This window comes from Evansella clarkii (assembly GCF_002019695.1).
GTDB lineage: Bacteria > Bacillota > Bacilli > Bacillales > Salisediminibacteriaceae > Evansella > Evansella clarkii.
Genome location: NZ_KV917376.1, coordinates 2274481 through 2298629 on the forward strand (window position 1 = coordinate 2274481; position 24149 = coordinate 2298629).

At 43.2% G+C, this 24149-nt stretch carries 18 protein-coding genes, 1 riboswitch and 1 other annotated feature; of the genes, 10 read left to right on the plus strand and 8 right to left on the minus strand.

What is annotated here, in order from left to right; genetic code table 11:
* Positions 1–604: 604 nt before the first annotated feature.
* Positions 605–728, plus strand: a riboswitch (SAM riboswitch).
* A gap of 277 nt (positions 729–1005) precedes the next feature.
* Positions 1006–2214, plus strand: coding sequence for a methionine adenosyltransferase (metK, locus tag BK582_RS10340; RefSeq protein ID WP_078594930.1), 1209 nt, complete (start codon positions 1006–1008; stop codon positions 2212–2214).
* Positions 2215–3357: 1143 nt separating this feature from the next.
* Here the strand turns inward: metK and BK582_RS10345 are convergent.
* Positions 3358–3891 carry a gamma carbonic anhydrase gene (locus tag BK582_RS10345; RefSeq protein WP_078594932.1) on the minus strand — a complete coding sequence of 178 codons (534 nt, stop codon included), beginning with the start codon at positions 3889–3891 and terminating at the stop codon, positions 3358–3360.
* A 135-nt stretch (positions 3892–4026) separates the two neighbouring features.
* Here BK582_RS10345 and BK582_RS10350 point away from each other — a divergent pair, with 135 nt between their 5' ends.
* Together BK582_RS10350 and BK582_RS10355 are read left to right on the plus strand one after the other, a co-directional pair.
* Entirely contained in the window at positions 4027–4815 is a 789-nt protein-coding gene (locus BK582_RS10350) for an alpha/beta hydrolase (RefSeq protein WP_078594934.1), read from the plus strand.
* A 52-nt stretch (positions 4816–4867) separates the two neighbouring features.
* A complete protein-coding gene (locus BK582_RS10355) occupies positions 4868–5932 on the plus strand; it encodes a tetraprenyl-beta-curcumene synthase family protein (protein WP_078594936.1) in 1065 nt (354 codons plus the stop codon).
* A gap of 35 nt (positions 5933–5967) precedes the next feature.
* Here the strand turns inward: BK582_RS10355 and mnmM are convergent, their stop codons facing one another.
* The 3 genes from mnmM to ltaE all read right to left on the minus strand — a co-directional run bounded on the left by mnmM (position 5968) and on the right by ltaE (position 9041).
* Positions 5968–6561: a tRNA 5-(aminomethyl)-2-thiouridylate-methyltransferase MnmM gene (mnmM, locus tag BK582_RS10360; protein ID WP_078594938.1), complete on the minus strand. Its 594-nt coding sequence runs from the start codon at positions 6559–6561 to the stop codon at positions 5968–5970.
* Positions 6558–7520 carry a tRNA modification radical SAM protein MnmL/YtqA gene (mnmL, locus tag BK582_RS10365; protein ID WP_420841225.1) on the minus strand — a complete coding sequence of 321 codons (963 nt, stop codon included), beginning with the start codon at positions 7518–7520 and terminating at the stop codon, positions 6558–6560. The genes mnmM and mnmL overlap by 4 nt, the downstream gene beginning before the upstream one ends.
* 504 nt (positions 7521–8024) lie before the next feature.
* Positions 8025–9041: a low-specificity L-threonine aldolase gene (gene ltaE / locus BK582_RS10370; protein WP_078594940.1), complete on the minus strand. Its 1017-nt coding sequence runs from the start codon at positions 9039–9041 to the stop codon at positions 8025–8027.
* Positions 9042–9334: 293 nt separating this feature from the next.
* On the opposite strand from ltaE, the gene BK582_RS10375 reads away from it, so the two are divergent.
* Both BK582_RS10375 and leuS read left to right on the plus strand, forming a co-directional pair.
* Positions 9335–10540, plus strand: coding sequence for an MDR family MFS transporter (locus tag BK582_RS10375; protein ID WP_078594942.1), 1206 nt, complete (start codon positions 9335–9337; stop codon positions 10538–10540).
* Between the two features lie 107 nt (positions 10541–10647).
* Positions 10648–10877 (plus strand) — a binding site (T-box leader).
* Between the two features lie 336 nt (positions 10878–11213).
* Complete coding sequence (gene leuS / locus BK582_RS10380) at positions 11214–13631, plus strand: leucine--tRNA ligase (protein ID WP_078594945.1); 2418 nt, start codon at positions 11214–11216, stop codon at positions 13629–13631.
* 59 nt (positions 13632–13690) lie between these two features.
* On the opposite strand, the gene BK582_RS10385 is transcribed toward leuS, so the two are convergent.
* The 3 genes from BK582_RS10385 to BK582_RS10395 all read right to left on the minus strand — a co-directional run bounded on the left by BK582_RS10385 (position 13691) and on the right by BK582_RS10395 (position 17569).
* Positions 13691–14788: a YheC/YheD family protein gene (locus tag BK582_RS10385; protein ID WP_078594947.1), complete on the minus strand. Its 1098-nt coding sequence runs from the start codon at positions 14786–14788 to the stop codon at positions 13691–13693.
* A 204-nt stretch (positions 14789–14992) separates the two neighbouring features.
* The gene (locus tag BK582_RS10390) at positions 14993–16102 is read right to left on the minus strand and encodes a YheC/YheD family endospore coat-associated protein (protein ID WP_078594950.1); all 1110 of its coding nucleotides are present in this window, start codon (positions 16100–16102) and stop codon (positions 14993–14995) included.
* 195 nt (positions 16103–16297) lie between these two features.
* Positions 16298–17569 carry a BaiN/RdsA family NAD(P)/FAD-dependent oxidoreductase gene (locus BK582_RS10395; RefSeq protein WP_078594952.1) on the minus strand — a complete coding sequence of 424 codons (1272 nt, stop codon included), beginning with the start codon at positions 17567–17569 and terminating at the stop codon, positions 16298–16300.
* A 345-nt stretch (positions 17570–17914) separates the two neighbouring features.
* On the opposite strand from BK582_RS10395, the gene BK582_RS10400 reads away from it, so the two are divergent.
* The 3 genes from BK582_RS10400 (at position 17915) to proC (ending at position 20197) form a co-directional block, all read left to right on the plus strand.
* Positions 17915–18604 (plus strand): hypothetical protein, encoded by a 690-nt coding sequence (locus BK582_RS10400; protein WP_078594954.1) that lies wholly within the window; start codon positions 17915–17917, stop codon positions 18602–18604.
* 314 nt (positions 18605–18918) lie between these two features.
* Positions 18919–19305 carry a YidH family protein gene (locus BK582_RS10405; RefSeq protein WP_078594956.1) on the plus strand — a complete coding sequence of 129 codons (387 nt, stop codon included), beginning with the start codon at positions 18919–18921 and terminating at the stop codon, positions 19303–19305.
* 82 nt (positions 19306–19387) lie between these two features.
* Positions 19388–20197, plus strand: a complete 810-nt coding sequence (gene proC, locus BK582_RS10410; RefSeq protein WP_276328204.1) for a pyrroline-5-carboxylate reductase — start codon at positions 19388–19390, stop codon at positions 20195–20197.
* 87 nt (positions 20198–20284) lie between these two features.
* Here proC and BK582_RS10415 read toward each other — a convergent pair whose 3' ends face one another.
* Positions 20285–21226 (minus strand): DUF4349 domain-containing protein, encoded by a 942-nt coding sequence (locus tag BK582_RS10415; RefSeq protein WP_078594958.1) that lies wholly within the window; start codon positions 21224–21226, stop codon positions 20285–20287.
* Positions 21227–21462: 236 nt separating this feature from the next.
* Between BK582_RS10415 and BK582_RS10420 the strand changes: the two genes are divergently transcribed.
* A complete protein-coding gene (locus BK582_RS10420; protein ID WP_078597953.1) occupies positions 21463–21864 on the plus strand; it encodes a secondary thiamine-phosphate synthase enzyme YjbQ in 402 nt (133 codons plus the stop codon).
* A 385-nt stretch (positions 21865–22249) separates the two neighbouring features.
* Positions 22250–23893 (plus strand): putative polysaccharide biosynthesis protein, encoded by a 1644-nt coding sequence (locus BK582_RS10425; protein WP_078594960.1) that lies wholly within the window; start codon positions 22250–22252, stop codon positions 23891–23893.
* The last annotated feature ends 256 nt before the right edge of the window (positions 23894–24149 follow it).

Consider the following 24149-nt stretch of genomic DNA (forward strand, 5'->3'; position numbering starts at 1 on the left):
ATTTTTTAGGAAGTTTTGTTGAAAAAAAATCTATGTATTTTATAAGTGGGTTATCTGTATTAAAACAGCCGGAATATCAAGGGGGATTTCTAAATTAAGCTCTTTCAAAAAAAGTGTTGTTTTTACCTGTGTCCCTTGTTAAACGTATTGACGAGCTTTCTATTAGTATAACATTGTTTTTTCCTCAGGTCCTGTGTGACTGCTGATTTTCAGATGGCCTTTCAATAACAGGGCGTTGATCTGTCTTTCTGAATGTAGTTTCATGGCAATAAGTCGAGGGAAGAGGAATATACAGGTTATTGCTGCAGCGTGTGGACAGCGGGTTCCGGATGGTTCCGCGTATCCGGCTGGAGGTGCATCCTTAACCCATGATTGGCTAATCAATGTAAAAGCATGTTCAGGAAATTACTAAATACTTAGCTGGGCATTCATAATTATTCTGTAAGGTGAAAAGACTACCTGTATAAAAACTCCTGACAAAGCATCTTCGGGGAATGAGGAAAGGTTTTACACAAAGACTAACATTTCCTTCATCTACATAGGGAAAAATGTCTTATATGTTGACAGAGGGTATTAAATCAGTTATCCTTTTTCCGAACGGATACTCTTATCCCGAGATGGCGGAGGGACAGGCCCGAAGAAGCCCGGCAACCATCACCACCCTTAGACAATGGTGAACGGTGCTAACCTGCAAGGTACATCTGTGTATATACCTTGGCTGATAAGAGGCAAAAGGCTAGTGAGCAACCTTTTCCTCCAATGGAAAAGGGTTTTTTTATTGGTTAATATCCTGGAAAACATGCAGATCATCCGGCTGGCGGAGTTTCATTCTGTTTTTAGCAAACCGGCAGGAAGCAGCATCCGCCTTGAAACGCTTTGTTTATATAACAAAGTTAATTATAGTGTTGCAGCTTATATGATCAGTCACATACAGCTCGGAGAACGAGTACCGTTGAATTATTGCACCTAACCTAATTACTGCAAAATCTTAAGGAGGTACGTACTGTGGCAAAAAAACGACGTTTATTTACATCTGAATCAGTAACGGAGGGGCATCCTGATAAAATCTGTGACCAGATTTCCGATGCTATTTTAGATGAAATTATGAAAAATGACCCAAACGCCCGCGTAGCGTGTGAAACCTCGGTAACAACCGGATTAGTACTGGTAGCCGGAGAAATCAGCACTACAACTTACGTGGACATTCCAAAAATTGTCCGTGAAACGATAAAAGGAATTGGTTATACAAGGGCTAAATACGGGTTTGACTACGAAACTTGTGCAGTTTTGACTTCTATTGATGAACAGTCTCCGGACATTGCCCAGGGTGTGGACCAGGCACTTGAAGCCCGTGAAGGACAAATGACAGATGAAGAAATTGAAGCAATCGGAGCTGGTGACCAGGGGCTGATGTTCGGATATGCTGATAACCAGACACCTGAACTTATGCCACTGCCAATTTCACTGGCACACCGTCTATCCCGCCGTCTTAGTGAAGTGAGAAAAAGCGGAGTAGTGGACTACCTGCGCCCGGATGGAAAAACACAGGTAACTGTAGAATACGACGAAAATGACAATCCAGTGAGAATCGACACGATTGTTATTTCTACACAGCATCACGCTGAAGCTACTTTGGAAGAAATTAAGGCGGCATTAAAAGAGCATGTAATCAAGCCGGTCGTCCCTGAAGAACTCATTGATGAAGAAACAAAATACTTCATTAACCCTACAGGCCGATTTGTTATCGGTGGCCCGCAGGGAGATGCGGGACTTACCGGACGTAAGATTATTGTTGATACTTACGGCGGATACGCACGCCACGGTGGAGGTGCTTTCTCAGGGAAGGACGCTACAAAGGTAGACAGATCCGCAGCATACGCAGCCCGTTATGTTGCGAAAAATATCGTGGCTTCCGGACTGGCTGACCGCTGTGAAGTGCAGCTTGCATATGCAATTGGTGTTGCCCAGCCAGTATCAATCTCTGTTGATACATTTGGTACAGGCAAAGTTTCTGAAGAGGTGCTTGTAGATGTTGTTCGTAACAACTTTGACCTGAGACCTGCAGGAATCATTAAAATGCTTGACCTGCGCAGACCAATTTACAAGCAGACAGCTGCATACGGGCACTTTGGCCGTACAGATGTTGAACTGCCATGGGAGCGTACAGACAAAGCAGAAATTATGAAAGAAGAAGCTGAAAGAATTTCTGAATAATAATGAAGTGAATCGAAAATCCCTGAAGGCACTGAATTGTGCCTTCAGGGATTTTTTTGTTTTGTGAGGGGAGTGTGGGGGAAGGTAGTATGGCTTATAGTCCTTGTGGGCGCGTTAAGGGTTGAGGTTGTGAAATGATGTGAAAGTGGCGTTCTTTTGGCATATAAAACTTATAATGATAGGATCTTACCGGCTCAAGGAATGCAAGAGGTTCTTACATTCCTTGAGGGAGAGAGTTTTAACGGCTCAAGTAGTGCAAGAAGTTCTTGCATCCCATGAGAGGGAGGATTGGGTGGGTTCAAGTAGTGAAAGAGGTTCGTGCATCCCATGAGAGGGAGGATTGGGTGGGTTCAAGTAGTGAAAGAGGTTCTTGCATCCCATGAGAGGGAGGATTGGGTGGATTCAAGTAGTGCAAGGAGGTCTTGCATCCCTTGAAAGAGAGGAAAAGGTGAACTCAAGTAGTGAAAGAGCGTCTTGCATCCCTTGAAAGAGAGGAAAAGGTGAACTCAAGTGTTGTAAGAGCGTCTTGCGTCCCTTGAAAGACAGGAAATGATGCACTCAAGTGTTGCAAGAGCGTCTTGCCTCCCTTGAAAGAGAGGAAAGGGTGAACTCAAGTAGTGCAAGAGCGTCTTGCATCCCTTGAAAGAGAGGAAAGGGTGCACTCAAGTGTTGCAAGAGCGTCTTGCATCCCTTGAAAGAGAGGAAAGGGTGCACTCAAGTGGTGCAAGAACGTCTTGCATCCCTTGAAAGAGAGGAAAGGGTGCACTCAAGTGTTGCAAGAACGTCTTGCATCCCGTGAGAGAGGACATTGCCTCGACTCAAGTACTGCAAGAAGGTCTTGCACCCCATGAGAGAAAGAATTGTAACTACTCAAGTACTGCAAGAGGTGGATTCATGCATTGAGGAGGAAGATCGCTCCGTCTGAATTCCAGAAAGAGCCCGATTCATCCCTTGAGCGAGACAATCACCCTGTCTGAATTCCAGAAAGAGCCCGATTCATCCCTTGAGCAAGACGACCACCCCGTTTGGATTCCAGAAAGAACCCAATTCCCCCCTGAGCAACACCATCGCTCCTCCGAAATAAGGAAAGGGGGTCAATCGCTAGCTACATGACCCCTCGCCCAGCCTCATATACACCACTAACTATCTTTTTTTACCAATACCTTTCTCTTTCAAGTCTTTATAATACTGGCCTTTTTCGATATATTCTCTGCGAATCCGGTCCATATCCATCAAATCTTCATCATTTATTTCACGAATGACCTTAGCCGGGCGGCCGAACGCCATAGTTCTTGGGGGAATTACTTTCCCAGGAGGCACCAGGCTTCCTGCGCCGATAAATGCTCCTTCACCAATCTCGGCTTTATCTAAAATGACAGATCCCATCCCAATCAGCGCATGCTTCCTGATAACACAACTGTGCAAGGTGCACTGGTGTCCTACAGTTACCCCATCCTCGATTACAAGGGGATTATTTGGGCTTTGATGAAGCATACTGTTATCCTGAATATTAACTCGTTTGCCAATAAAAGTCGGAGCAACATCCCCGCGGATCACTGTGTTAAACCAAATACCTGATTTTTCACCGATCGTTACATCCCCGATTACTACAGCACCTTCAGCGAGATAAGCTGTTTCATCAATTTCAGGCCATTTATCTTTATATGGGTAAATCATCGAATCGCCTCCTTCTTCCTTCTTCTTCTGATAAGTTTATCAAATTTTCAGTTATGAGAAAAACCAGGAAGCCTGCCGCTTGACGCAGCTCACTTAAGCGCGGATGATATAGAGTATAAATCAGGAGGGATTTCGATGTGGAAATATGAAGCTATAGAAGCAAAAGCTGTCTTTGTTATTGTACACGGAGCCGGAGAGTATCATGTTCGTTACAACTGGGTAGTGGAACAGCTGACAAACCTCCGTTATCACGTAATCCTGGGAGACCTTCCGGGGCAGGGGACCACCAAAGGTCCTTCCGGTCATATAAATTCGTTTAATGATTATATAGATAACGTTACAAAATGGCTCAGAGAAGCTAAACAATACGGGTTGCCGGTAATATTGCTTGCTCACAGTATGGGCGGACTCATTTCCATTCATACGTTAATGAAATTGCATGAAAAAGACCTGCCTGATGCAGTGATCTTATCTTCTCCATGCTTAGGGCTTGTAAATGATCCGCCAGTGTCCAAAAAACTAATGGCATCCATTTTAAATGTAGCGGCACCACGCTTCCGTTTTCCGTCCGGGCTGGCTCCAGGTTCAGGAACAAGAAGTGAAGAAATGAGGCAGAGAGATGCGGCAGACCCGCTGCTCGTGAAAAAAGTCAGTGCAAGATGGTACACAGAATTAGTCAAAGCGATGAAACAGGCACACGAGAGAACAGATGCCTTCCCTGATATACCTGTCCTTGTCTCTCAGGGAGGCACTGATCTTATTGTCAATAAGGAACGGGGACGAAGCTGGTTTGACAAGCTCCCTGTATCTAATAAATATTATAAGGAATGGGAAGGTCTGTACCATGAAGTACTTAATGAACCGGAACAAGACAGAGTTTTCGCTCATATGCTTGGGTTTGTTACTCTCAATATCTCATGTTAATCTATAAGCTATGACCTTTTGAATTCAGACAGATGTGAGGAGGAAGCAGATTGTGAGAATACCCACGACCTCGTGGACATTGATGTATCAAATATATAAGAAGGTTCTTCCTTCTGTGCACAAATATTTAGCTGGCTGGAAAAATAAAGCGGCTAATATCCCTGACCAGGAACTGCGCTCTCAGGCGCTTGCTAGTATAGAGACAAAAACTTTCCACTGTGAAGGAGGCGCCATATACGGACTTCTCGGCGGAAAAAAAAGAGAGGAAGTTATCGAGTTTATTGTAGCTTACCAGACAATCAGCGACTATCTTGATAATCTTTGTGACCGCAGTACCTCGCTTGATCCTGAGGACTTCCGTGCACTGCATGAAAGCATGCAGGATGCGCTGACACCAGGTGCAGAACTTAAGGATTATTACCGTTACAGGGATGAAAATGAGGATGGGGGCTACCTGGCCGATTTAGTAAGCACATGCCAGAAGTGTGTGGCCGCTTTTCCATCTTATCAGTGTGTAGAAAAGCAAAATCAGGAACTCTCTCTCCTGTACAGTGATCTGCAAGTACATAAGCATGTGACAAAAGAGGAGCGGGTTCCCCGGCTGGAGAAATGGTTTGCCGCCTATGCAGAGGACCTTCCTCCGATGAGCTGGTATGAGTTTTCTGCCAGCACAGGCTCTACGCTTGGTATTTTCTGCCTTACAGCCTACTCAGCCGCATCAGAGACTTTATCACCTGAAGAAGCGGAAAAAATAAAATCAGGCTATTTCCCATGGGTTCAGGGGCTCCATATTTTAATGGACTATTTTATCGACCAGGAAGAGGACAGGCAGGGTGGAGATTTAAACTTCTGTTTTTATTATAAAAATGAAGAAGAAATGCTCACAAGAATGGAGTATTTTTACATAATGGCGGAACAGAGTATTAAAGAACTGCCTGACTGGAAGTTTCACCGGCTTATCAATAACGGGCTCCTTGCAATCTATCTGGCAGATGACAAAGTTAAAAAGGATCCTGAATTGCGGAAAAAAGGAAATCGTTTTATAAAAAGCGGTGGAGCACCAACGCTGTTTTTCTATATGAATGGGTGGATATACAGAAGGAAAAGCAGAACGTAACGGAATGAAAAAGTGAAAAGAGCCAGGAGACTGTGTTAAGCTCCCTGGCTCTTTTTCTTTCGTTTTTCCACTGCAATGATAAATGGGGGATTATTCTTCTGATTAGTAAACCTGTATTCAAGTACATGGAACTCTTCCTGCGGCAGACTGCGTACAAAAGGAAGGAGGGTGTCTCTTTCTACTTGTCCTTCAGGATGGCCATGGTACACAACAAGTAAGAGTATCCCTTCCGGCTTCAAATGCTCCGTAACTTGTTCCACAGCGGAAATCGTAGTTTCCGGTGTTGTTACTACTGTCTTGTCACTGCCAGGCAGATAGCCAAGGTTAAAAACCGAACCTGCGACTTTACCATAATGTTCAGACGAGAGGTGCTGGCTTATTTTTTCATGGCCGTCATGAATCAGGCGGACCTGATGTTCTGCTTCCTTTTCTGACAGACGCCTCCCCGTACTCTCGATGGCCTGCTGCTGAATGTCAAAGCTGTACACGGTGCCATGCTCCCCGACAAGCTGTGCCAGAAACAGTGTGTCATGGCCGTTTCCGGCAGTTCCGTCGATCACAACGTCTCCTGCTGAGACTGCTTTTTGCAGTAACTCCCTGGCAAATGGAAGGACTCCGGAAAGTTTCATACGCGAGTCACCTCACCTGTGCCAGTATAGTATTTTCCCTGCCAGCTGTCCCTCTGCTTTAATTCATTGTCAATACCATTTAAAACATCCCACTTATTCATACTCCACATCGGTCCGACGAGCAGGTCGGCAGGTCCGTCTCCGGTGAGGCGGTGGACAATCATTTCCGGCGGAATTACTTCCAGCTGGTCACAGACAAGGCTGATATACTCATCCCGATCCATGAGCTCCACTAAACCTTTTTCGTATTGCTTTATCATCGGTGTTTTCCTGAGCAGATGGAGCAGATGGATTTTTATCCCCTGAACGTCCAGTTTTGCCACTTCTTTAGCGGTTTCAAGCATCATTTCAGGTGTTTCCAGCGGCAGTCCGTTGATAATATGGGAGCAGACATTAATATTATGTTTTCGCAGCTTAGCTACTCCATCAACGTAACACTGGTAGTCGTGCGCCCGGTTTATCAGATTAGCAGTACGTTCATGCACTGTCTGCAGGCCCAGCTCCACCCACAAATAAGTCCGCTCATTCAGCTCTGCCAGATATTCAACTACATCATCCGGCAGGCAATCAGGCCTGGTTGCGATAGAAAGCCCGATAACACCTTCCTGTTCCAGGATCACTTCATACATCTCCCGAAGCTGTTCAACTGGTGCATATGTGTTTGTATATGCCTGGAAGTAGCCCATATATTTTCCTGTTTTCCACTTTCGGTGCATTTTGTCTTTTATTGTGTTGAACTGAGTTACAAGATCATCTTTCCGGTCACCCGCAAAGTCTCCGGAACCCCGTTCACTGCAAAAGGTGCAGCCGCCATGTGCGACAGATCCGTCCCGGTTCGGGCAGTCAAATCCTGCATCCAGGGGAACCTTCATTATTTTTTCGCCAAATTGCTGTTTCAAATGCGCATTCCATGTAAAGTACCTTTTGTCGCCAAAATAAGCAGGTATCTGTTCCATCATAATCACATATTTCTCCTTTATTGTCCTACCTTTTAATTGAGTCGATTTCATATTCAAGTATTTATCTTTAATACGAATATGATCTTAAAATTGTTACTTTGTTGTTCGATTTACGCTTCAGGCGGACGCGTTCTGCGGGCACGGCTTCAACTAACTTTTGCCGGCTAAACGCCGTCAAAAATGGATTTTCAGCTTCCCATGCTGTTCCCGTCGGAACGAGCATCTTCTTTACCGCAAATGCATCGAGTTGTCTCGACGGATATTCTGCAGAGCTGAGCTGGCAGAGGAAGAGGCAGTCGCCGTTTTACGCTGCAATCGAAAAGTAATTTTCGTCTTTTTATACAAGGTTAATATATGAAATGCATTCAATTACCTAAAAATACAATAAATCTTTAGGGAAAGCAATGGGATTTGCCAGTACGAAGTAAAGAGGGGGACCACTGCATCAAAAACAAAGTTCCCCTATATTTAACCAAAAAGAAAGGGCCAGTGTCGGCCCTTTAATTAAATAGCTTTAAGAATGTCGACGGTGTTCTGAATGTCCTCTTTCGATAAATCGAGATGTGTAGTGAAGCGGATGATCGTTGGGGACATCGCTCCAGCCTGAATGCCGTTATTTTTGAATACGGAAAGCCATTCTCCGGAATCTTTTCCAGTGCGGGACGTATCAGCCATAATTATATTCGTTTCCACTGTGTTAACTACAGACAGAGGGGTATGTTTCTCAATTGCCTTTGCAAGCAGTTGGGCATTTTCATGGTCTTCCTTCAGGCGGTCAATATTTGTTTGCAGGGCATGAAGGCCAGGTGCTGCAAGGACACCAGCCTGTCGAAGACCGCCTCCGAGCATTTTACGTTTCTTTCTGGCAGAGTCAATAAACTGCTGAGTTCCCACGAGGATGGAACCGACTGGAGCACCAAGTCCTTTTGACAGACAAAACTGCACAGAATCAGCATAGGAAGCAAATTCTTCTACTGAGCTGCCGCTTGCTGCAGCCGCATTAAAAATTCTGGCTCCATCTATATGAACAGGGATATTATTTTTTTGGGCAAGGGCATAAACATCTTTCATATATGAAAGTGGAAGAACGTTACCCCCGCTGCGGTTGTGTGTATTCTCCAGCCAGATTAACCCAGTTTCAGGAAAATGAATATCTTCCGCTCTTATGGAAGCTTCTATTTCCTCGATTTTCATTTGCCCGCGCTCGTGGTCCAGTATCCGAAGCTGAGCACCAGCAAGAGCTGAAGCACCTCCACCTTCATAAAGAAACAAGTGGGATTCTTTATCCAGAATAATTTCCTGGCCAGGATGTATATGTGCGAGAACAGCAGCAAGGTTCCCCTGGGTGCCGCTCGTTACGAACAATGCAGCTTCTTTTCCGAATAAGTTTGCAGCAAATTCTTCCAGTTCGTTTATAGAAGGATCCTCTCCGTATACATCGTCACCAACAAGAGCCTCAGACATAATTTTCCGCATTTCTTCCGATGGCTGTGTAATCGTATCACTTCTTAAATCTATCATTTTATCCCCACGCTTTCCGAAATATCTTTTCCCAATCCTACCATATTCCAGGCGTGCTGCACAGGCATTCAGGCAATTTAACAAACACTTACATAAGCTTGGGAACAGGAAGAAAGATCCTCAGTAACCTGCTTTTCAGGCAGTAGTTATCAGATATTTGAATGGGTGGAATGTCCGTCAGATTTAATAAAAGAGAGCGGAAAAGTCGGGATTTTAGGCTGGAATTATTTTATTGATAAAAAGAGGTTTATAGAATAAGATTTACTTAGAAAATCGAAATAAGGAGGTTCAAAATGCCCAGAGCAATTTGGATACTAGTAATTGGCATGGCCATTAATGTCACAGGGGCCTCTTTTTTATGGCCATTAAATACAATATATATTAATCAGGAACTTGGCATGTCCCTTACAGTGGCGGGAATAGTCCTGATGTTTAACGGAGCTGCGGGCATTATCGGAAACCTGATCGGCGGGAAGCTGTTTGACCGGATAGGCGGCTATAAAACAATAATCGCCGGATTGGTTATCACTACGAGCAGCGCATTTACTCTGGCAATGCTCCATGAATCGTTTACAGCTTATGTTGCTCTTCTTGTCGGGCTTGGTTTTGGTGCTGGAATGATGGTGCCCTGCATGTATGCAATGGCAGGTTCTGTGTGGCCGGAGGGCGGAAGAAAGCCTTTTAACGCAATGTATGTAGCCCAGAATGTTGGTGTAGCAGCGGGTGCGGCAATCGGAGGCCTGCTCGCAAGCTACAGATTTGACTTTGTATTTATCGGCAATGGCATCATGTATTTATTTGTTTTCTTTCTGGCGTTCTTTTTCTTCAGAAATCTTCAGGGAGAAAGGGGAGCGGGAGCTGCAACCAATGTTTTCGAACAAGGCCAGCTTATTGAAAACAAGAAACGGTTTAACGCACTCCTCATTTTGTGTGCAGGGTTTCTCGTCTGCTGGATCGCTTATTCACAATGGCCGTCTACTATATCGGTACATACCCAGAATCTTGGTATACCGTTAAGCCAGTATAGTCTGCTCTGGACTATTAATGGAGCAATGATTGTTTTTTGCCAGCCTGTAATTAAATTTTTCATCAATCGCTGGGTTCATTCCCTGAAAAGCCAGATTTACGTTGGAGTGACTATCTTTATGGGGGCGTATCTCGTGCTTGCCCAGGCAGAAGTGTTCACTGCATTTGTGGCAGCTATGATTATTCTTACAATTGGGGAAATGTTCGTCTGGCCGGCAGTTCCTACAATTGCCCACAAGCTGGCTCCTGAAGGAAAAGCAGGCTTTTACCAGGGTATCGTAAACAGTATTGGGACTGGCGGCAGGCTTATCGGCCCGTTTTTCGGAGGGCTGCTGGCTGATTTATACGGCATGGGCACAGTTTTTTACGTGCTTACAGCAATGTTTATTATCGCCTATGTTACAACCGCTTTATTTGACCGGAAAATTACAGACCAGTCCTTTTCAAGAAAAGAAGAGTCTACAGTCTCCTGATATATGTTTAAAAATAATGAAATTGGGTAAAATGATGGATATTCTTGCTTGACAGTTATTCATTGAATGCATAAAATAGCAAGTAATTAATAAATTTTATCTATATAGTAAAGATGTAGATAAGGAATAGTAGTAAATTATTATGCCTCAGAGAGTTAACGGCTGGTGCAAGTTAACCATAGTAATTTATGAACTCACCTTTGAATCGCAGAAGGGAAAGGGCTTATGCCTGACTACTTTTTGACGTCACCCCACGTTACGGGATTTGAGCGAGCATACGATCCTGTATGCTAACGTGGGTGGTACCGCGGGAAGGATATAACCTCTCGTCCCTGAATGTTATTCAGTGGCGGGAGGTTTTTTATATTTTTTCAGGGGGCACCGCTGCAACATAGCACCAGGGTTCCTGGAACCAAAGTGCCAGGATGAACGAGAGAGCATGCGTGAGGATAAGCGAGAATAAGCGAGTAGCGCAACGTGGCACCCGTGAACCCGGTACAAGTGAACCCGGTCCGCCGGTGCCAGGTTAAGAGAAAGAGTATAGTGGAGCAAACGTGAGAAAACAGAAGCTGCTCAACGTGCCACTCCGGAACCAGCTACAACGAACGGTCCGCCGATACATCGGGACGCATACCGAAAACATCACCTTATTTTTAAAAAGGAGGCAGTATATATGAGTTTTGACCACAAATCAGTTGAACAGAAATGGCAGAAACACTGGGAAGAAAATAAAACATTTAAAATGGAGGAGGATCCTTCGAAGGAAAAGTTCTACGCGCTTGATATGTTTCCATATCCTTCAGGTTCCGGACTGCACGTAGGGCATCCGGAGGGGTACACTGCGACTGATATTCTTTCCCGAATGAAGAGGATGCAGGGCTATAATGTATTGCATCCAATGGGGTGGGACGCGTTCGGGCTACCTGCAGAACAGTTCGCGCTGGATACAGGGAAACATCCGAGAGACTTTACGCTGAAAAATATTAATACTTTCCGCCGTCAGATTAAAGCCCTTGGTTTTTCCTATGACTGGGATCGTGAAATCAATACGACAGATGAAAACTATTATAAGTGGACACAATGGATTTTCATCCAGCTATACAAGAAAGGTCTTGCGTATATTGATGAAGTTGCCGTTAACTGGTGCCCGGCTTTAGGTACTGTGCTTGCCAACGAAGAAGTTATCGATGGAAAAAGTGAGCGGGGAGGACATCCGGTAGAACGCCGTCCGATGAAGCAGTGGATGCTTAGAATTACTGCTTATGCCGACCGTCTTTTGGAAGATCTTGAGGAGCTTGACTGGCCTGAGAGCATTAAAGATATGCAGCGAAACTGGATCGGCCGTTCGGAAGGCGCGGACGTGATATTCCAGCTTGAAGACTCTGAAGAAACGATTACAGTTTTTACCACACGCCCTGACACATTGTACGGAGCAACATACCTGGTTCTCGCTCCGGAACATAAGCTGGTAGATGAAATTACGACGATAGAACAGCATGAGGCTGTGAAAGAGTACCAGAAAAAGGTTGCTACAAAGAGTGACCTGGAGCGTACGGAGCTTTCTAAGGAAAAGACCGGAGTTTTCACTGGAGCGTATGCGAAACATCCGGTAACAAGGGAAATGGTTCCAGTATGGATCGCTGACTATGTTCTTGCAACATACGGAACTGGCGCGATCATGGCAGTGCCTGGCCATGATGAAAGAGACTATGAGTTTGCAACTGCTTTCGATCTGCCAATAAGAGAAGTGGTTTCTGGAGGAGATATTGCGAAAGAAGCATATACAGGCGATGGCCCGCACGTTAATTCTGATTTCCTTGATGGGCTTAATAATGACGAAGCAATCAGCAAGATGATCGACTGGCTGGAAGAAAACGGCCGGGGTGAAAAGAAAGTAACTTACCGTCTTCGTGACTGGCTGTTCAGCCGCCAGAGATACTGGGGCGAGCCAATCCCAATGATTCATTTTGAGGATGGAACAATGAAGCCGGTCCCTGAAGAGGAACTGCCGCTTACACTTCCTGAACTTGAGGAGTTTAAGCCATCCGGAACCGGAGAGTCCCCGCTGGCAAACGCAGAAGACTGGCTTTATGTAACCGATCCGGAGACTGGTAAAAAAGGCCGCCGGGAAACAAATACCATGCCTCAATGGGCTGGAAGCTGCTGGTATTACCTGAGGTATATTGATCCGCATAACGACAAAGCCCTTGCGGACGAAGAACTGCTGAAAAAATGGCTTCCGGTGGATATTTATATTGGAGGAGCGGAGCATGCCGTGCTTCACCTGCTTTACGCTCGTTTCTGGCATAAGTTCCTTTACGATATTGGCGTTGTTCCTACAAATGAGCCGTTCCAGAAGCTGTATAACCAGGGAATGATCCTCGGGGAAAATAATGAAAAGATGAGTAAATCAAAAGGAAATGTTGTAAATCCTGATGATATTATCGAAAGCCATGGTGCGGATACACTCCGGCTGTATGAAATGTTTATGGGTCCCCTTGATGCTGCTATCGCATGGAGTACAACAGGCCTTGATGGAGCCCGCCGTTTCCTCGATCGTATCTGGCGTCTGATTATCACAGACGATAACAAGTTGAACCCGGCAATCGTAGATGCGGAAGGCACAGAAGAGATGACGCGAACTTATCATCAGACAGTAAAAAAAGTGACAGAGGACTTTGAAGGCCTCAGATTTAATACTGGTATTTCCCAGCTGATGGTATTTATTAATGAAGCATATAAGCAGGATAAACTGTCAAAAACCCAGCTTGAAGGTTTCGTTAAGCTTCTTTCCCCGGTTGCACCGCATCTAAGTGAAGAGATCTGGGGACGTCTTGGCCATGAAGAATCGATCGCGTATCAGACCTGGCCTGTATACGAAGAAGAGTGGCTTGTGGAAAATGAAGTGGAAATTGTCGTGCAGATAAACGGTAAAGTACGTGAAAAGCTGACGATTGCTAAAGATGCTTCGAAAGATGAAATGGAAGAAACAGCAGTGAATAATGAAAAAATTAAAGAAGAGCTTGAAGGGAAAACAGTCAGGAAAGTCATTGCAGTTCCTGGAAAGCTCGTCAATATTGTGGCGAACTAGCAGTCAGTTAAAAAAATAATTCAGAAGGAGCTGTTACCGAAAAAGGTAACAGCTCCTTTTTATTGATCTATTTGTTCGATTAAATAAGCTCCATATTCAATTGGTGTCTTATAGATTTTTTCCCATCTTTTAGAGATTAGCTTGTCGTTACGAAAACAGAGCGTATCATAATCAGACATATAATTGACTTCTATAAAAAAAGGAAAGCCTTCCGAGGTAATGCCAATATCCATTCCGAGGTCACCTAAATCCGGATATTTTTTGCTCAGATATCCCGCAGTTTTAACAGCGAATGCAGAAATGTTTTCAGCAGCTTTTTCATAAGTAAGGGATGGATGACTACTCAGGATTTCTTCCAGGGGGAATGAGGTCCCGCCGCGGGTAAGGTTAGTAATCAGCCTTCCTTTGCCCGCAACCTTGGCAATATATCCTGTTGTTTCCCAAATCCCCAGTTTGTTTTTTTGAACTACCGTTCTAATATCAAAAGGCTCCTCTTTGTAGGTTGCAAGAGGGATTCTTTCCTGGATGATATACGCGTAATCAGTAATCCGCTGCTCCAGAATTTCCGGCAGTTTTCCTTTAAAGTGTATGTCCTCCCACCCGCGCTTGTCATTAGTTAAGGAGAGGCACCAGGATTCTCCGCCATTAACGAGGGACATTACTCCAAAACCTGTTGCTCCTGTGTCAGGCTTAACGATTAATGAATCGTATGTGTTCATCATTTTTAACAAGTTCTCCACAGTTGCTTTTTTTGTGTCAGGCAAATGGGGCCGGATTTCTGGATTTTCATTTAACAGCTTCCATATAACATATTTTCCACGAGTAAAATCCGCATTTATCATATTAAAAATAATTTTCCCAGCATCGGTTAATCGCTTGATTTTGGGCCTTTTTGACGGACTGTCTAGAACGCGGTTATAAAAAACATCAGGACATGGGATTTTTTGTAACTCATACCCATCCTTTCCCTTGATATACGCCTGGATTTTTTCTTTTCCAGAGCTTATATGCGAAAGTCGGACAAAGCATGGAATAACTCCATTTTCTTTACCTGCTGCTTCAATGTACTTCAACTGTCTCTTAAGTTTACCTTTGGGTGAGCTGAGAGATTTCCAACGTTTTTTATAGCAGATGATTCCAAGATAAGGCTTAGTCAAAGAGAACCCTCCTTTAATAACGCTCTTATATATATATTTAAAAAGCTTAGGAAGGAATGGTCATTTGAACTAGTTTTCTTACAAGTATGCAGAAATCTCCAGGATAAATATTTGAGAAGGTGTTCTCCATGAGATTTTTTAATTACAGAAAGGAACGTGAAACACTCACGTTCCTTTCATAATCATTGAAGAAGAAGGAGAAGCTTAGCTGCAATGCTTTTCATTTAACAGATAGGCTGAAAAATCAATTGGCGTTGTGAAGACCTTCTCCCATTCCTGATCACCCAGCTCGTTATTTTGCATAGTTAGGGTTGGATAATCGGATACGGTATTCAGCTCTATAATATAAGGGAAGCCCTCAGGAGTAATTCCAATATCAAATCCTAGGTCAGCCAGAAATGGATAACTTTTTTCAAGGTAATCCGCAGCTAATAAAACAAATGGAACAAGGTTATGGAGTACTTTTCCGGGAGACAGGCTGGGGTGCCCCTCCAGAAGTCTGGAGAGCGGATATGAGGTCCCGCCTTGTGTGAGGTTCGTTATAAAATGGCCTCTTTCAGCTAGTTTTGCAATAATACCTGAGATTTGCCATGTACCGAAACAATTTTTCTGAACGGAAACCCTCATATCAAATGGGCAGCCACTAACAGTTGCAAGGTTAATTCTCTCTTGTACAAGGAATGAACCTTTATTCATTTTTTTGATTAACCTGGAAGGGAGGTCATTTTTAAACTCAATCGTTTCCCATCTGATTTCTTTCTCCTGCTTTTTTTTATAGAGTAACTTCCAGTGTCCTTCTGATTTTTCCAGTTTCATAATTCCTTTGCCAACACGGCCTGAATTTGGTTTTATAATTAACTGATTATATTTTTCCATCATTTCCCTAATCGATTCCGGTGTGGCTTTCATTGTTTCCGGCAAGTGCTTTCTCAACGTTTCATTTTTATGGAAGAAGAGGTAATCATCATATTTTTTATGTTTAAACCGCCGGAGATTAAATAAATACAGATCCCCTTTATTGCATAATGGACTAAATAAGCGGTCATATTTTTTCCCATAAGATGTCCGTCTGAAAATTACTGCAGGCAAATGTATTTTGATCAATTTATATCCATGGGAAGATTTAACCCACCCTTTTACTTCTCTATTATTGAAATCAATATCGCTTGGGCGGAAATAACAAATTTTAATGTTGTTTTTTCTGGCGGCATTTTCATAAAAAGAAAGAGTTTTACCCAGGCGTCCTTCTGTTTCAGGAAATTTTTTATGAATCCTCCCTGAAATAAGGATACCTGTATAGTTAGTCGTCCCCATTTTATCAGCTCCTTAATATTGTATATTAAGGAGCGCTGAGATAGGAAAGGGCATTTCAACCATTTTCTTTAGGGAGCTGCAATCAGGGAGGATGTTATAACAACCTTTAGCAAGGGGAAATACGAAGGCTGCTGTGGAATAGGGATAAAAAAGATGTGAAGAGTTTTTGCGTCTTCACATCTTTCAATGAGTGTATTAGCTTTCTTCCCACAGGTTCATCGCTGCCGCCTGTCCTGCAGTATAGCCGGTTGAAAATGCTACAGTGATATTATAACCGCCTGTATATCCATGGAGATCCAGTACTTCGCCGCAGAAAAACAGGCCTTTTTTGAATTTTGACTCCATTTTCTTTGGCTTTATTTCTTTCACTGATACTCCTCCGCCGGTTACAAATGCTTTTTCGATAGATAATGTGCCGGTTGCAGAGATGGAAAAATCTTTAATTGACCTTAAAAGTGAGCGTTTCTTTTCATTGGAAAGCTCCGCTCTCACAATGAAAGGTTCAACACCTGCTTTATCAAGAATTACCGGGATTATTCGTTCTGGAAGCCATCCGTTTAAAGCATTTTTAATTGCTTTTTTTGGCTGGGAATGGAGCAGGTTATCCAATTCTTCCTGAACGTCTTCATAGCTCTTATGAGGAAAAAGATCCAGTGATAAGGCTACTTCTTTCACATTATGCTCCTTCTTGGCCTTTATAACAAACTGGCTGCATCTTAAAGCAATTGGGCCGGAGACACCAAAATGGGTAAAAACCATGTCTCCCTCATGCGTCTTAATAGCCTTTTTTGAAGATGGATCCAGGACAGTAAGCTTCACTTCACGCAGGGATAGGCCCTGCAGCAGTTTCTCTTTAATAAATTTGTCCTTAGCTGTAATTGGAACTTCAGTTGGGTAAAGCTCGGTAATTGTATGCCCGGCCTTCTTAGCCCATGGATATCCGTCGCCGGTGCTTCCGGTATAAGGTACAGATTTGCCTCCTACGGCAACGATTATATTTTTTGTTTTAATTTTTTCCCCATTAGCCAGAACAACCGCATCTACCCTGTCTTCCGTATACTTTAGATCTTTGACGCCTGTGTTTGTTCTTATTTCCACTCCGAGCTCGTTTACTTTGTTCAGGAGGGTATTCACCACTGTTTTCGCTTTATCGCTGACAGGAAACATCCGTCCCCTGTCTTCTTCTTTCAGTTTTATTCCAAGTTCCTCAAAAAAACTGATGATATCCTGATTATTGAACACGGAAAAGGGGCTGTGCATAAACTGGCCGTTCCCGGGAATGTTTTCAATGAGCTGGTCGATTGGGCTCACGTTTGTCACGTTACATCTGCCCCCTCCGGAAATGGCAAGTTTCCTGCCAAGTTTATCCCCTTTATCGATAAGCAGTACTTTAGCGCCGTACTGGGCTGCAGCTATCGAAGCCATCAGCCCTGAGGGACCGCCTCCGATTACAATCACGTCTTTCATTTTCAGATACAACCTCTCTTTTGCTATGTAAGCGTCAATTTTATCGGTAAAAATTAGCCGGATATGCCTTCAAATTCTTCTTTACTATAACAAAGTTTTCCTCAGATATATATGTTACAAACACTAAAATTAAGTTATCTGAAAATTGTTTTAATTCCGAAATAATAAAGAAAAAAACGGCAAATATCAGAATATATCTTTAAATATTAAGCTCAGAAGTGATTATCGCCTGAGAACTTATAAATATTTCACATTTTAAACAAAAACTCTATTTTATTTCTGTTTTTAGTGTGGTACACTTCTTAGTGTAACTGATATAGAAAACATTGGAAGGAGGAGAAGCACATGTTTCAAACAATAAAAAATAGGTTTGAAGCTAAACGGGCTGTGTGGTCAGAACAGACACAACAGCGAATTGCAGAGTATGCTAAACAGGAACAATCAGCATCACTTAGAAAAATGGATATGGAAGAAAAGCAGCAGCGTCTTTTGAATGAAGAGGTTGATAAGTACCTGAAAACAGTTCATCCGGCGTTTTTGTTAAAGCCTGAAGTTAACAAGGCGTTATTGAACATGTTGCACGCTCGCTCCGAAGGCACAGTAAGCATCAATTTAAATATGACTAAAGAAATGCGTAAAGCATATTCTTTTTACCATAATGATCTGAAAATATTTTTACAGCTTCTTGAAAGAAAAGGTTTTAAAGTATCGGGAAATGAAGAACTGTTCTTAAACACATTCCTTACAAAGCTTCGTGAGAAAAATTTCCGGGTAAACTTTGATCAGTATGGAGACTTTCTCCCTGAATCTGTCACTCTGGCAGATGCTCTGGAGCTGTATTTTGATACTGTAGAGGCGGAAAATAAATATGACAGCGGCAAGATTGACTTCTTCGCGGTTTATTTAAACCAGAAAGGAATTACTGACATTCCTTTAACTAAGAGCCGTCTGAAAAGAAAGCTAAAGCAGTTTGAAAGAGCCAATAAAGATGAATTTAAAATGAAGCAGCTTGAAAGACGCCTGAATGGCATTTAAGAAGCTGTTAAGAAATATATGAAGCAGTATACTAAAAACAGGCCAAATCCCAGGATTTGGCCTGTTTTCTTCCTTATACATAAACGATTACTGGACAGGAATTTAACGAATTAACGGAATGAGGGTCCGACCTGCCAATAAAGCTCAGTACAAATGGTCCCTCATATAGCTAACAGAACGCCTTGGGTATTAATATCCAGGCGTTTTTTTCAGTTTCTGAGCAGTCTGGTTTTTAGAATATTGCACCGGGTAAGAAGTAAAAAGAGGTGGAAACTAACTGAAGAAAAAAATGATGTTAAGACAGGTGAACTTGGATGACTGAAGATAATAAAACTAACGGAGATAAGCATTCGGTAAAGCTCGCCCAGCAGCATCTTGCCAATGAGAGGACGTATCTCGCATGGATACGGACAGCTATTGCAATAATGGGTATCGGTTTTTTAGTCACAAATCTTCATTTCACTTTCGATGTGGAAGGAATACAGCAGGTTGATTATGTCATTAACTTTGTGGGCATCGCCTCAATAATTACCGGGATCATTATTTTAATTTTCAGCACGAAGGATTATTTTAATAAAATGACACAGATAGAACAGGGAATCTTTATTCCTTCCAAGGTAAGTATTTATATACTGACCGCTTTTATTTTTGTCATTTTATTTGTATTTTCTTTCTACTTTATTTTCGTAATGGTTCTGTAATGAAAGATTTGACAGACAAAATCTTATGAAAGTGCCTGCATGTATAATAAACTATTGAAAGGAACAGAAAGGGGAGGTTCATTTGGAAAAGACAAATATACTGATGATCGGTGCTGGCCGAATGGCTGAAGCTGTTATATCCGGATTAATTGCTAAAGAAACTTCGGAAATAGGAAAGATCACAGTCGCAAATCGTTCAGATACGGGAAAGCTTACTGAGCTGGAGAAAAAGTATGGAGTAAATACATCATCTGATTGGGAAGGTGATATGGCAGGACATAATGTTATAGTCCTCGCATCACCACCTGGCACCCAGGATGAGCAGCTCAGGAAAATAGGCGAACGGTTGTCGGGCCAGCTGATCATCACTGTTGCTGCAGGTATTGACACGGATTATATGGAAAGTCGCTTGCCGGACGGAGCTGCTGTTTGCTGGATTATGCCTAATACTGCCGCTCAAATAGGTAAGTCTATGTCCATTTATTCAACAGGGCAGTTTGTCACAGAAGACCAGAAAAAGACGATTTCCCTTATTTTATCTGCTATTGGGTATGGGGAGGAACTCTCTAATGAACAAGTACATAATTTAACAGCTGTAACCGGCAGTGCACCTGCCTTCCTTTATTCCTTTGCAGAAGGCCTGGAAAAAGCGGCAGCTGAAAACGGCGTAACAAAAGAACAGGCACGGGAGCTGGTAATTAAGATGCTCAGCGGTTCAGCAGCGATGCTCGAAGCAGGCTTTGACCCGGGAGATTTACAGAGGCAGGTAGCATCCCCCGGAGGATCGACTGCTGAAGGCTTAAAGGTCCTGGAGGAAGCGAAATTCCAAGAGCTGATTGGAGAAGCTGTGGAGGCTGTTAACAGGCATGCGCGAAGCCAGGGTGAAAATTAAACTGCATGCATAAGGGCATGTGGAAAAGACCACGTGCCCTTAGCCTTAATAGAGGGTTTAAGGTCCCCTCTGGATCCTGTCTGCTCTTTACTCTGAGGGATTCTCCGGCTTTTTTTCCTTCCTGCGATTCTTGCGTTTGTACAGGAAAAAGATCAAAACTGCAGCTATTATTAACGGCAGCAACACTGGTGACAGTCCGATGATCAGCACTGCAGCCCCTGAAAAGAAGGTAATGATAAAATTTAAAGTGTCTGTAAAGAGGCTTTGAGCCCGCTCCCAAGTATTCAGGTCATCTGTATTTTGCAGAGTGGAGGCCGATCCGTACCTTTCTCTTATATGAATAGACACAGTAGAATAGGCAACATGGTTTTCCAGATAATTCATACGCCCGGTAATTGTTTCAATTTCCTCTTGCACATCCGCAAGATCCTGTGAGATATTCAGGAGATCTTCTGTATTTTCCGCCTGTTCCATAAAAGACAGAAGCCGTTCTTCTACTGCTTCCTGGGATCGGAGGCGTGATTCGAGATCAACATATTCTTCAGTTACATCGTTTCCATGTACATATTTTTCCAGGACTGTGGAGCTTCCTGATTCCAGGTCATTAATAAAGGAGTGGAAATGTTCCTGCGGCAGCCGTACAGTAATGTAACCTGAAAGGGCTCCCCCGTCGTTTTGGTGCTGGGAAGACTCTACGATAAACCCTCCGGCTGATACCGTTTTATTCTGAATATCGTTATAGGCTGAGTTATAATCATTTACTTCAATGGAAAGGTCAGCATTATAGATGACCATTCTGTGCTGGGTTTCCACGCCTGCTGATTCTCTTAGCTCAGGTTCCTCATAATTATCTACGTCTTCGCTTGTCTCATAAGCTTCCTCTTCCATCTCTGTATAGCCGGAATTGTCGGCATCATTATATACTGCTGTATTTTCCTGTGCAGAGTCATTATTAGAACAGCCGGTAAATAGGATGAAAAATATTAAGGCAAGAATAATTCTTATAAAGAAGCGTGGTTTTATTTCCATATTTTCACTCCCAGTCTGCTTTAAAATATTAGACGCACCGTTTTCAGGTAAGTTACAATTCTTTTGAAGACAAACAGAAATATAATTATTTTCAGGTTATTAATAAACCGCAGTGGGAAAAAGCATTGGAGAGTTTTAGGAGTTTAAATTTCATGCGTGGCAAAGAGAACAATTAGATCTAAACCGAAGTAAAGAGATGCTGACTATATTTTTGAATGGAGGTAATAACAATGGCAATGATTAAGAAAATTTCTCTAAGTACTCAGTCACGTGATCAGATGCTGGAAGTAACTGAGGAAGTTAACCGTTTCGTAAAGGAAACAGGTGTATCAGAAGGTGTAGTTTATATTTACTCTCCTCATACGACAGCTGGTATTACGATAAACGAAAACGCTGATCCTGATGTTAAACATGACATGCTTATGCGCTGGGATGAGGTCTACCCGTGGGAACATAATAAGTACAGGCATGGAGAGGGCAACTCGGCTTCCCATCTGAAAGCGAGCACCGCCGGAGCTTCCCAGGTTGTCATCATTCATAAAGGGGAGCTTGTGTTAGGGACATGGCAGGGTATATACTTCTGTGAATTTGACGGGCCGAGAACGAGAAATATGTACCTTAAAGTAATCGAAGGGTAGGAGTTCATCTGACTGGGCAGGACATTGGAAAAATACAGTATTAAAGAGCCTGTTCAAATTGGACAGGTTCTCTGCTGTTTATTTAATCTTTTCTGTGCACTTTAAACGACATTCCTGTGATGGAAATCAAATACAATGCTGAATAAAGTCAACTTATTAAACGCATGCCTGAAAAATATGATAAAATGCAAGCTAGCGAAAAATAGTTTAATCCCGATGCAGCCTTTCGAAAAACTCCCTCCTCAAAACATGAGTCGAAACACAGATGTTGTGGCGGGAGTTAACGGATGCTAACATCCCGATTGGTTCAGCTAATAATCAGTGGGGGATGAATTACCCACCTCACTGATTGAAGTGTCACTTTATGAAGAAAGCAGGAGAATTCATGTCAGATAAACAATTAATTCGGGGAACTGCCATTTTATCAGCAAGTATATTTATTTCGAAAATACTCGGGCTTATATACATATTTCCTTTTACCGCTATAGTTGGGCAGGGTGGACTTGCGCTGTACTCATACGGTTATATACCGTACACGATACTGCTCAGTCTCTCAACTATTGGTATTCCCCTGGCCGTATCGAAATTTGTTGCAAAGTATAACGCTCTTGGGGATTATAAAACAGGACAGCGGCTGTTCCGCTCAGGTTTGGTAGTCATGTCCATTATGGGCTTTATAACTTTTATAATTTTATTCCTTCTTGCACAACCGATTGCAGGGCTTGTAGTAGATCCTGAGAATCTGCAGGGAAACAGCATGGATGATGTTGTATTTACTATCCGCATGGTCAGTGTGGCCCTCTTAATAGTGCCGATAATGTCACTTATCCGTGGTTATTTCCAGGGCTTTCAGTCTATGGGGCCAACTGCTGTTTCCCAGGTGATTGAGCAAATTATCAGGATCGCATTCATACTTGTGCTGACGTATCTTATTATTGAGGTATGGAACGGAGAGCTTGGTACAGCCGTAGGTTTTGCCACATTCGGAGCGTTCGTGGGAGCTGTCGGCGGTCTTGCTGTCCTTCTTGTCTACTGGGCAAAAAGAAGGCAGTCCATCCAGCAGCAAGTAGACGAAAGCACAGCAGTGAGCGACAAGCCTTTAAAGGAGCTTTATAAGGAGCTGCTTTCCTACTCCGTCCCGATAGCTATAGTCGGTCTTGCAATACCTTTATACCAGCTTGTCGACATGCTTACCTTTAATCAGGCAATGTTTAGTAATGGCTACGATCAGCAGACTGCGGAAATGTATTTCGGCGCATTTACCCAGGCAGCCCACAAGCTTATTATGATCCCGGTAGCTATTGCGACTGCGATGTCACTGACTATCCTGCCTACCGTAACGAACGCATATACGAATAAAGACGACGAAAGGGTACAACGGTATATTACCCAGACGTATCAAATAATTCTTTTCCTGAGCATTCCGGCAGCTTTAGGCCTTATGCTCCTTTCAGATTCTGTATACGGGGCTTTATTTGGAGTCGGCCATACTGAGCTAGTTATTGGTTCAGAAATGATCAGAAACTACGCTCCTGTAGCTGTACTGTTCTGTATTTTTGCTGTAACTTCTTCCTTGCTGCAGGGAATCAACCGGCAGAAATACGCAGTTATTGCTTTGTTTTCAGGTTTGTTGTTTAAAGCAGTATTTAATTATTTCTTCGTCCTCTGGTTTGGTGCTGCAGGTGCTCCATACGCAACTGGTACAGGATATGCTGTAGCAGTTGGGGTTAACATCTGGGCGATAGGAAAGTTTGCACCTTATAAATATAATTTCCTGGTCAAGAGGCTGCTTCTCATTGGAATGTTTGCTGCTTTTATGGGAGCGGTTGTTTATGGAGTCAGAACCGGAGCCGAACAATTCCTGACATTGGATTCTAGGCTGAATGCTGGAGTGATATTGGGAGCATCAGTCCTTGCCGGAGCAGCTGTATACCTGTTTCTTGGGCTGCGCTCAGGGCTAGCCGGGCAGATTCTCGGACACAGGTTCAGATTTTTAGAAAAAAAGAAGCGGGCTAGAGAAGAAGGATAAATCCAGTTATGGGGGGAAACCGGACGTTGTGTCCGGTTTTTTTTTATGTGTGAAGGCGGTTCAGCCTGAAAGTTGGATGCCTGGCTTTAGTTCCAGAAAAATAATCTTGCGTGCCCTGAATGAGGGGAAGAGATGAACTCAAGTAGTGCAAGAGCATCTTGCGAGCGGGCATGCACGATAAGTTACTCAGTCATAATTGGATGTGAAAAGTGTATTTTGTAGAATAACTGTCCCCCTCATGGGCGAAACATAAGGC

What these genes read in the sequence shown, in the direction of transcription:
- BK582_RS10420 (WP_078597953.1), top strand. Translation starts at nt 21,463, where the DNA reads ATGATTAAGAAAATTTCTCTAAGTACTCAGTCACGTGATCAGATGCTG.
- BK582_RS10405 (WP_078594956.1), top strand. Translation starts at nt 18,919, where the DNA reads ATGACTGAAGATAATAAAACTAACGGAGATAAGCATTCGGTAAAGCTC.
- BK582_RS10400 (WP_078594954.1), top strand. Translation starts at nt 17,915, where the DNA reads ATGTTTCAAACAATAAAAAATAGGTTTGAAGCTAAACGGGCTGTGTGG.
- mnmL (WP_420841225.1), bottom strand. Translation starts at nt 7,520, where the DNA reads ATGATGGAACAGATACCTGCTTATTTTGGCGACAAAAGGTACTTTACA.
- leuS (WP_078594945.1), top strand. Translation starts at nt 11,214, where the DNA reads ATGAGTTTTGACCACAAATCAGTTGAACAGAAATGGCAGAAACACTGG.
- BK582_RS10425 (WP_078594960.1), top strand. Translation starts at nt 22,250, where the DNA reads ATGTCAGATAAACAATTAATTCGGGGAACTGCCATTTTATCAGCAAGT.
- BK582_RS10395 (WP_078594952.1), bottom strand. Translation starts at nt 17,569, where the DNA reads ATGAAAGACGTGATTGTAATCGGAGGCGGTCCCTCAGGGCTGATGGCT.
- mnmM (WP_078594938.1), bottom strand. Translation starts at nt 6,561, where the DNA reads ATGAAACTTTCCGGAGTCCTTCCATTTGCCAGGGAGTTACTGCAAAAA.
- ltaE (WP_078594940.1), bottom strand. Translation starts at nt 9,041, where the DNA reads ATGATAGATTTAAGAAGTGATACGATTACACAGCCATCGGAAGAAATG.
- BK582_RS10350 (WP_078594934.1), top strand. Translation starts at nt 4,027, where the DNA reads ATGTGGAAATATGAAGCTATAGAAGCAAAAGCTGTCTTTGTTATTGTA.
- BK582_RS10375 (WP_078594942.1), top strand. Translation starts at nt 9,335, where the DNA reads ATGCCCAGAGCAATTTGGATACTAGTAATTGGCATGGCCATTAATGTC.
- BK582_RS10345 (WP_078594932.1), bottom strand. Translation starts at nt 3,891, where the DNA reads ATGATTTACCCATATAAAGATAAATGGCCTGAAATTGATGAAACAGCT.
- BK582_RS10415 (WP_078594958.1), bottom strand. Translation starts at nt 21,226, where the DNA reads ATGGAAATAAAACCACGCTTCTTTATAAGAATTATTCTTGCCTTAATA.
- BK582_RS10390 (WP_078594950.1), bottom strand. Translation starts at nt 16,102, where the DNA reads ATGGGGACGACTAACTATACAGGTATCCTTATTTCAGGGAGGATTCAT.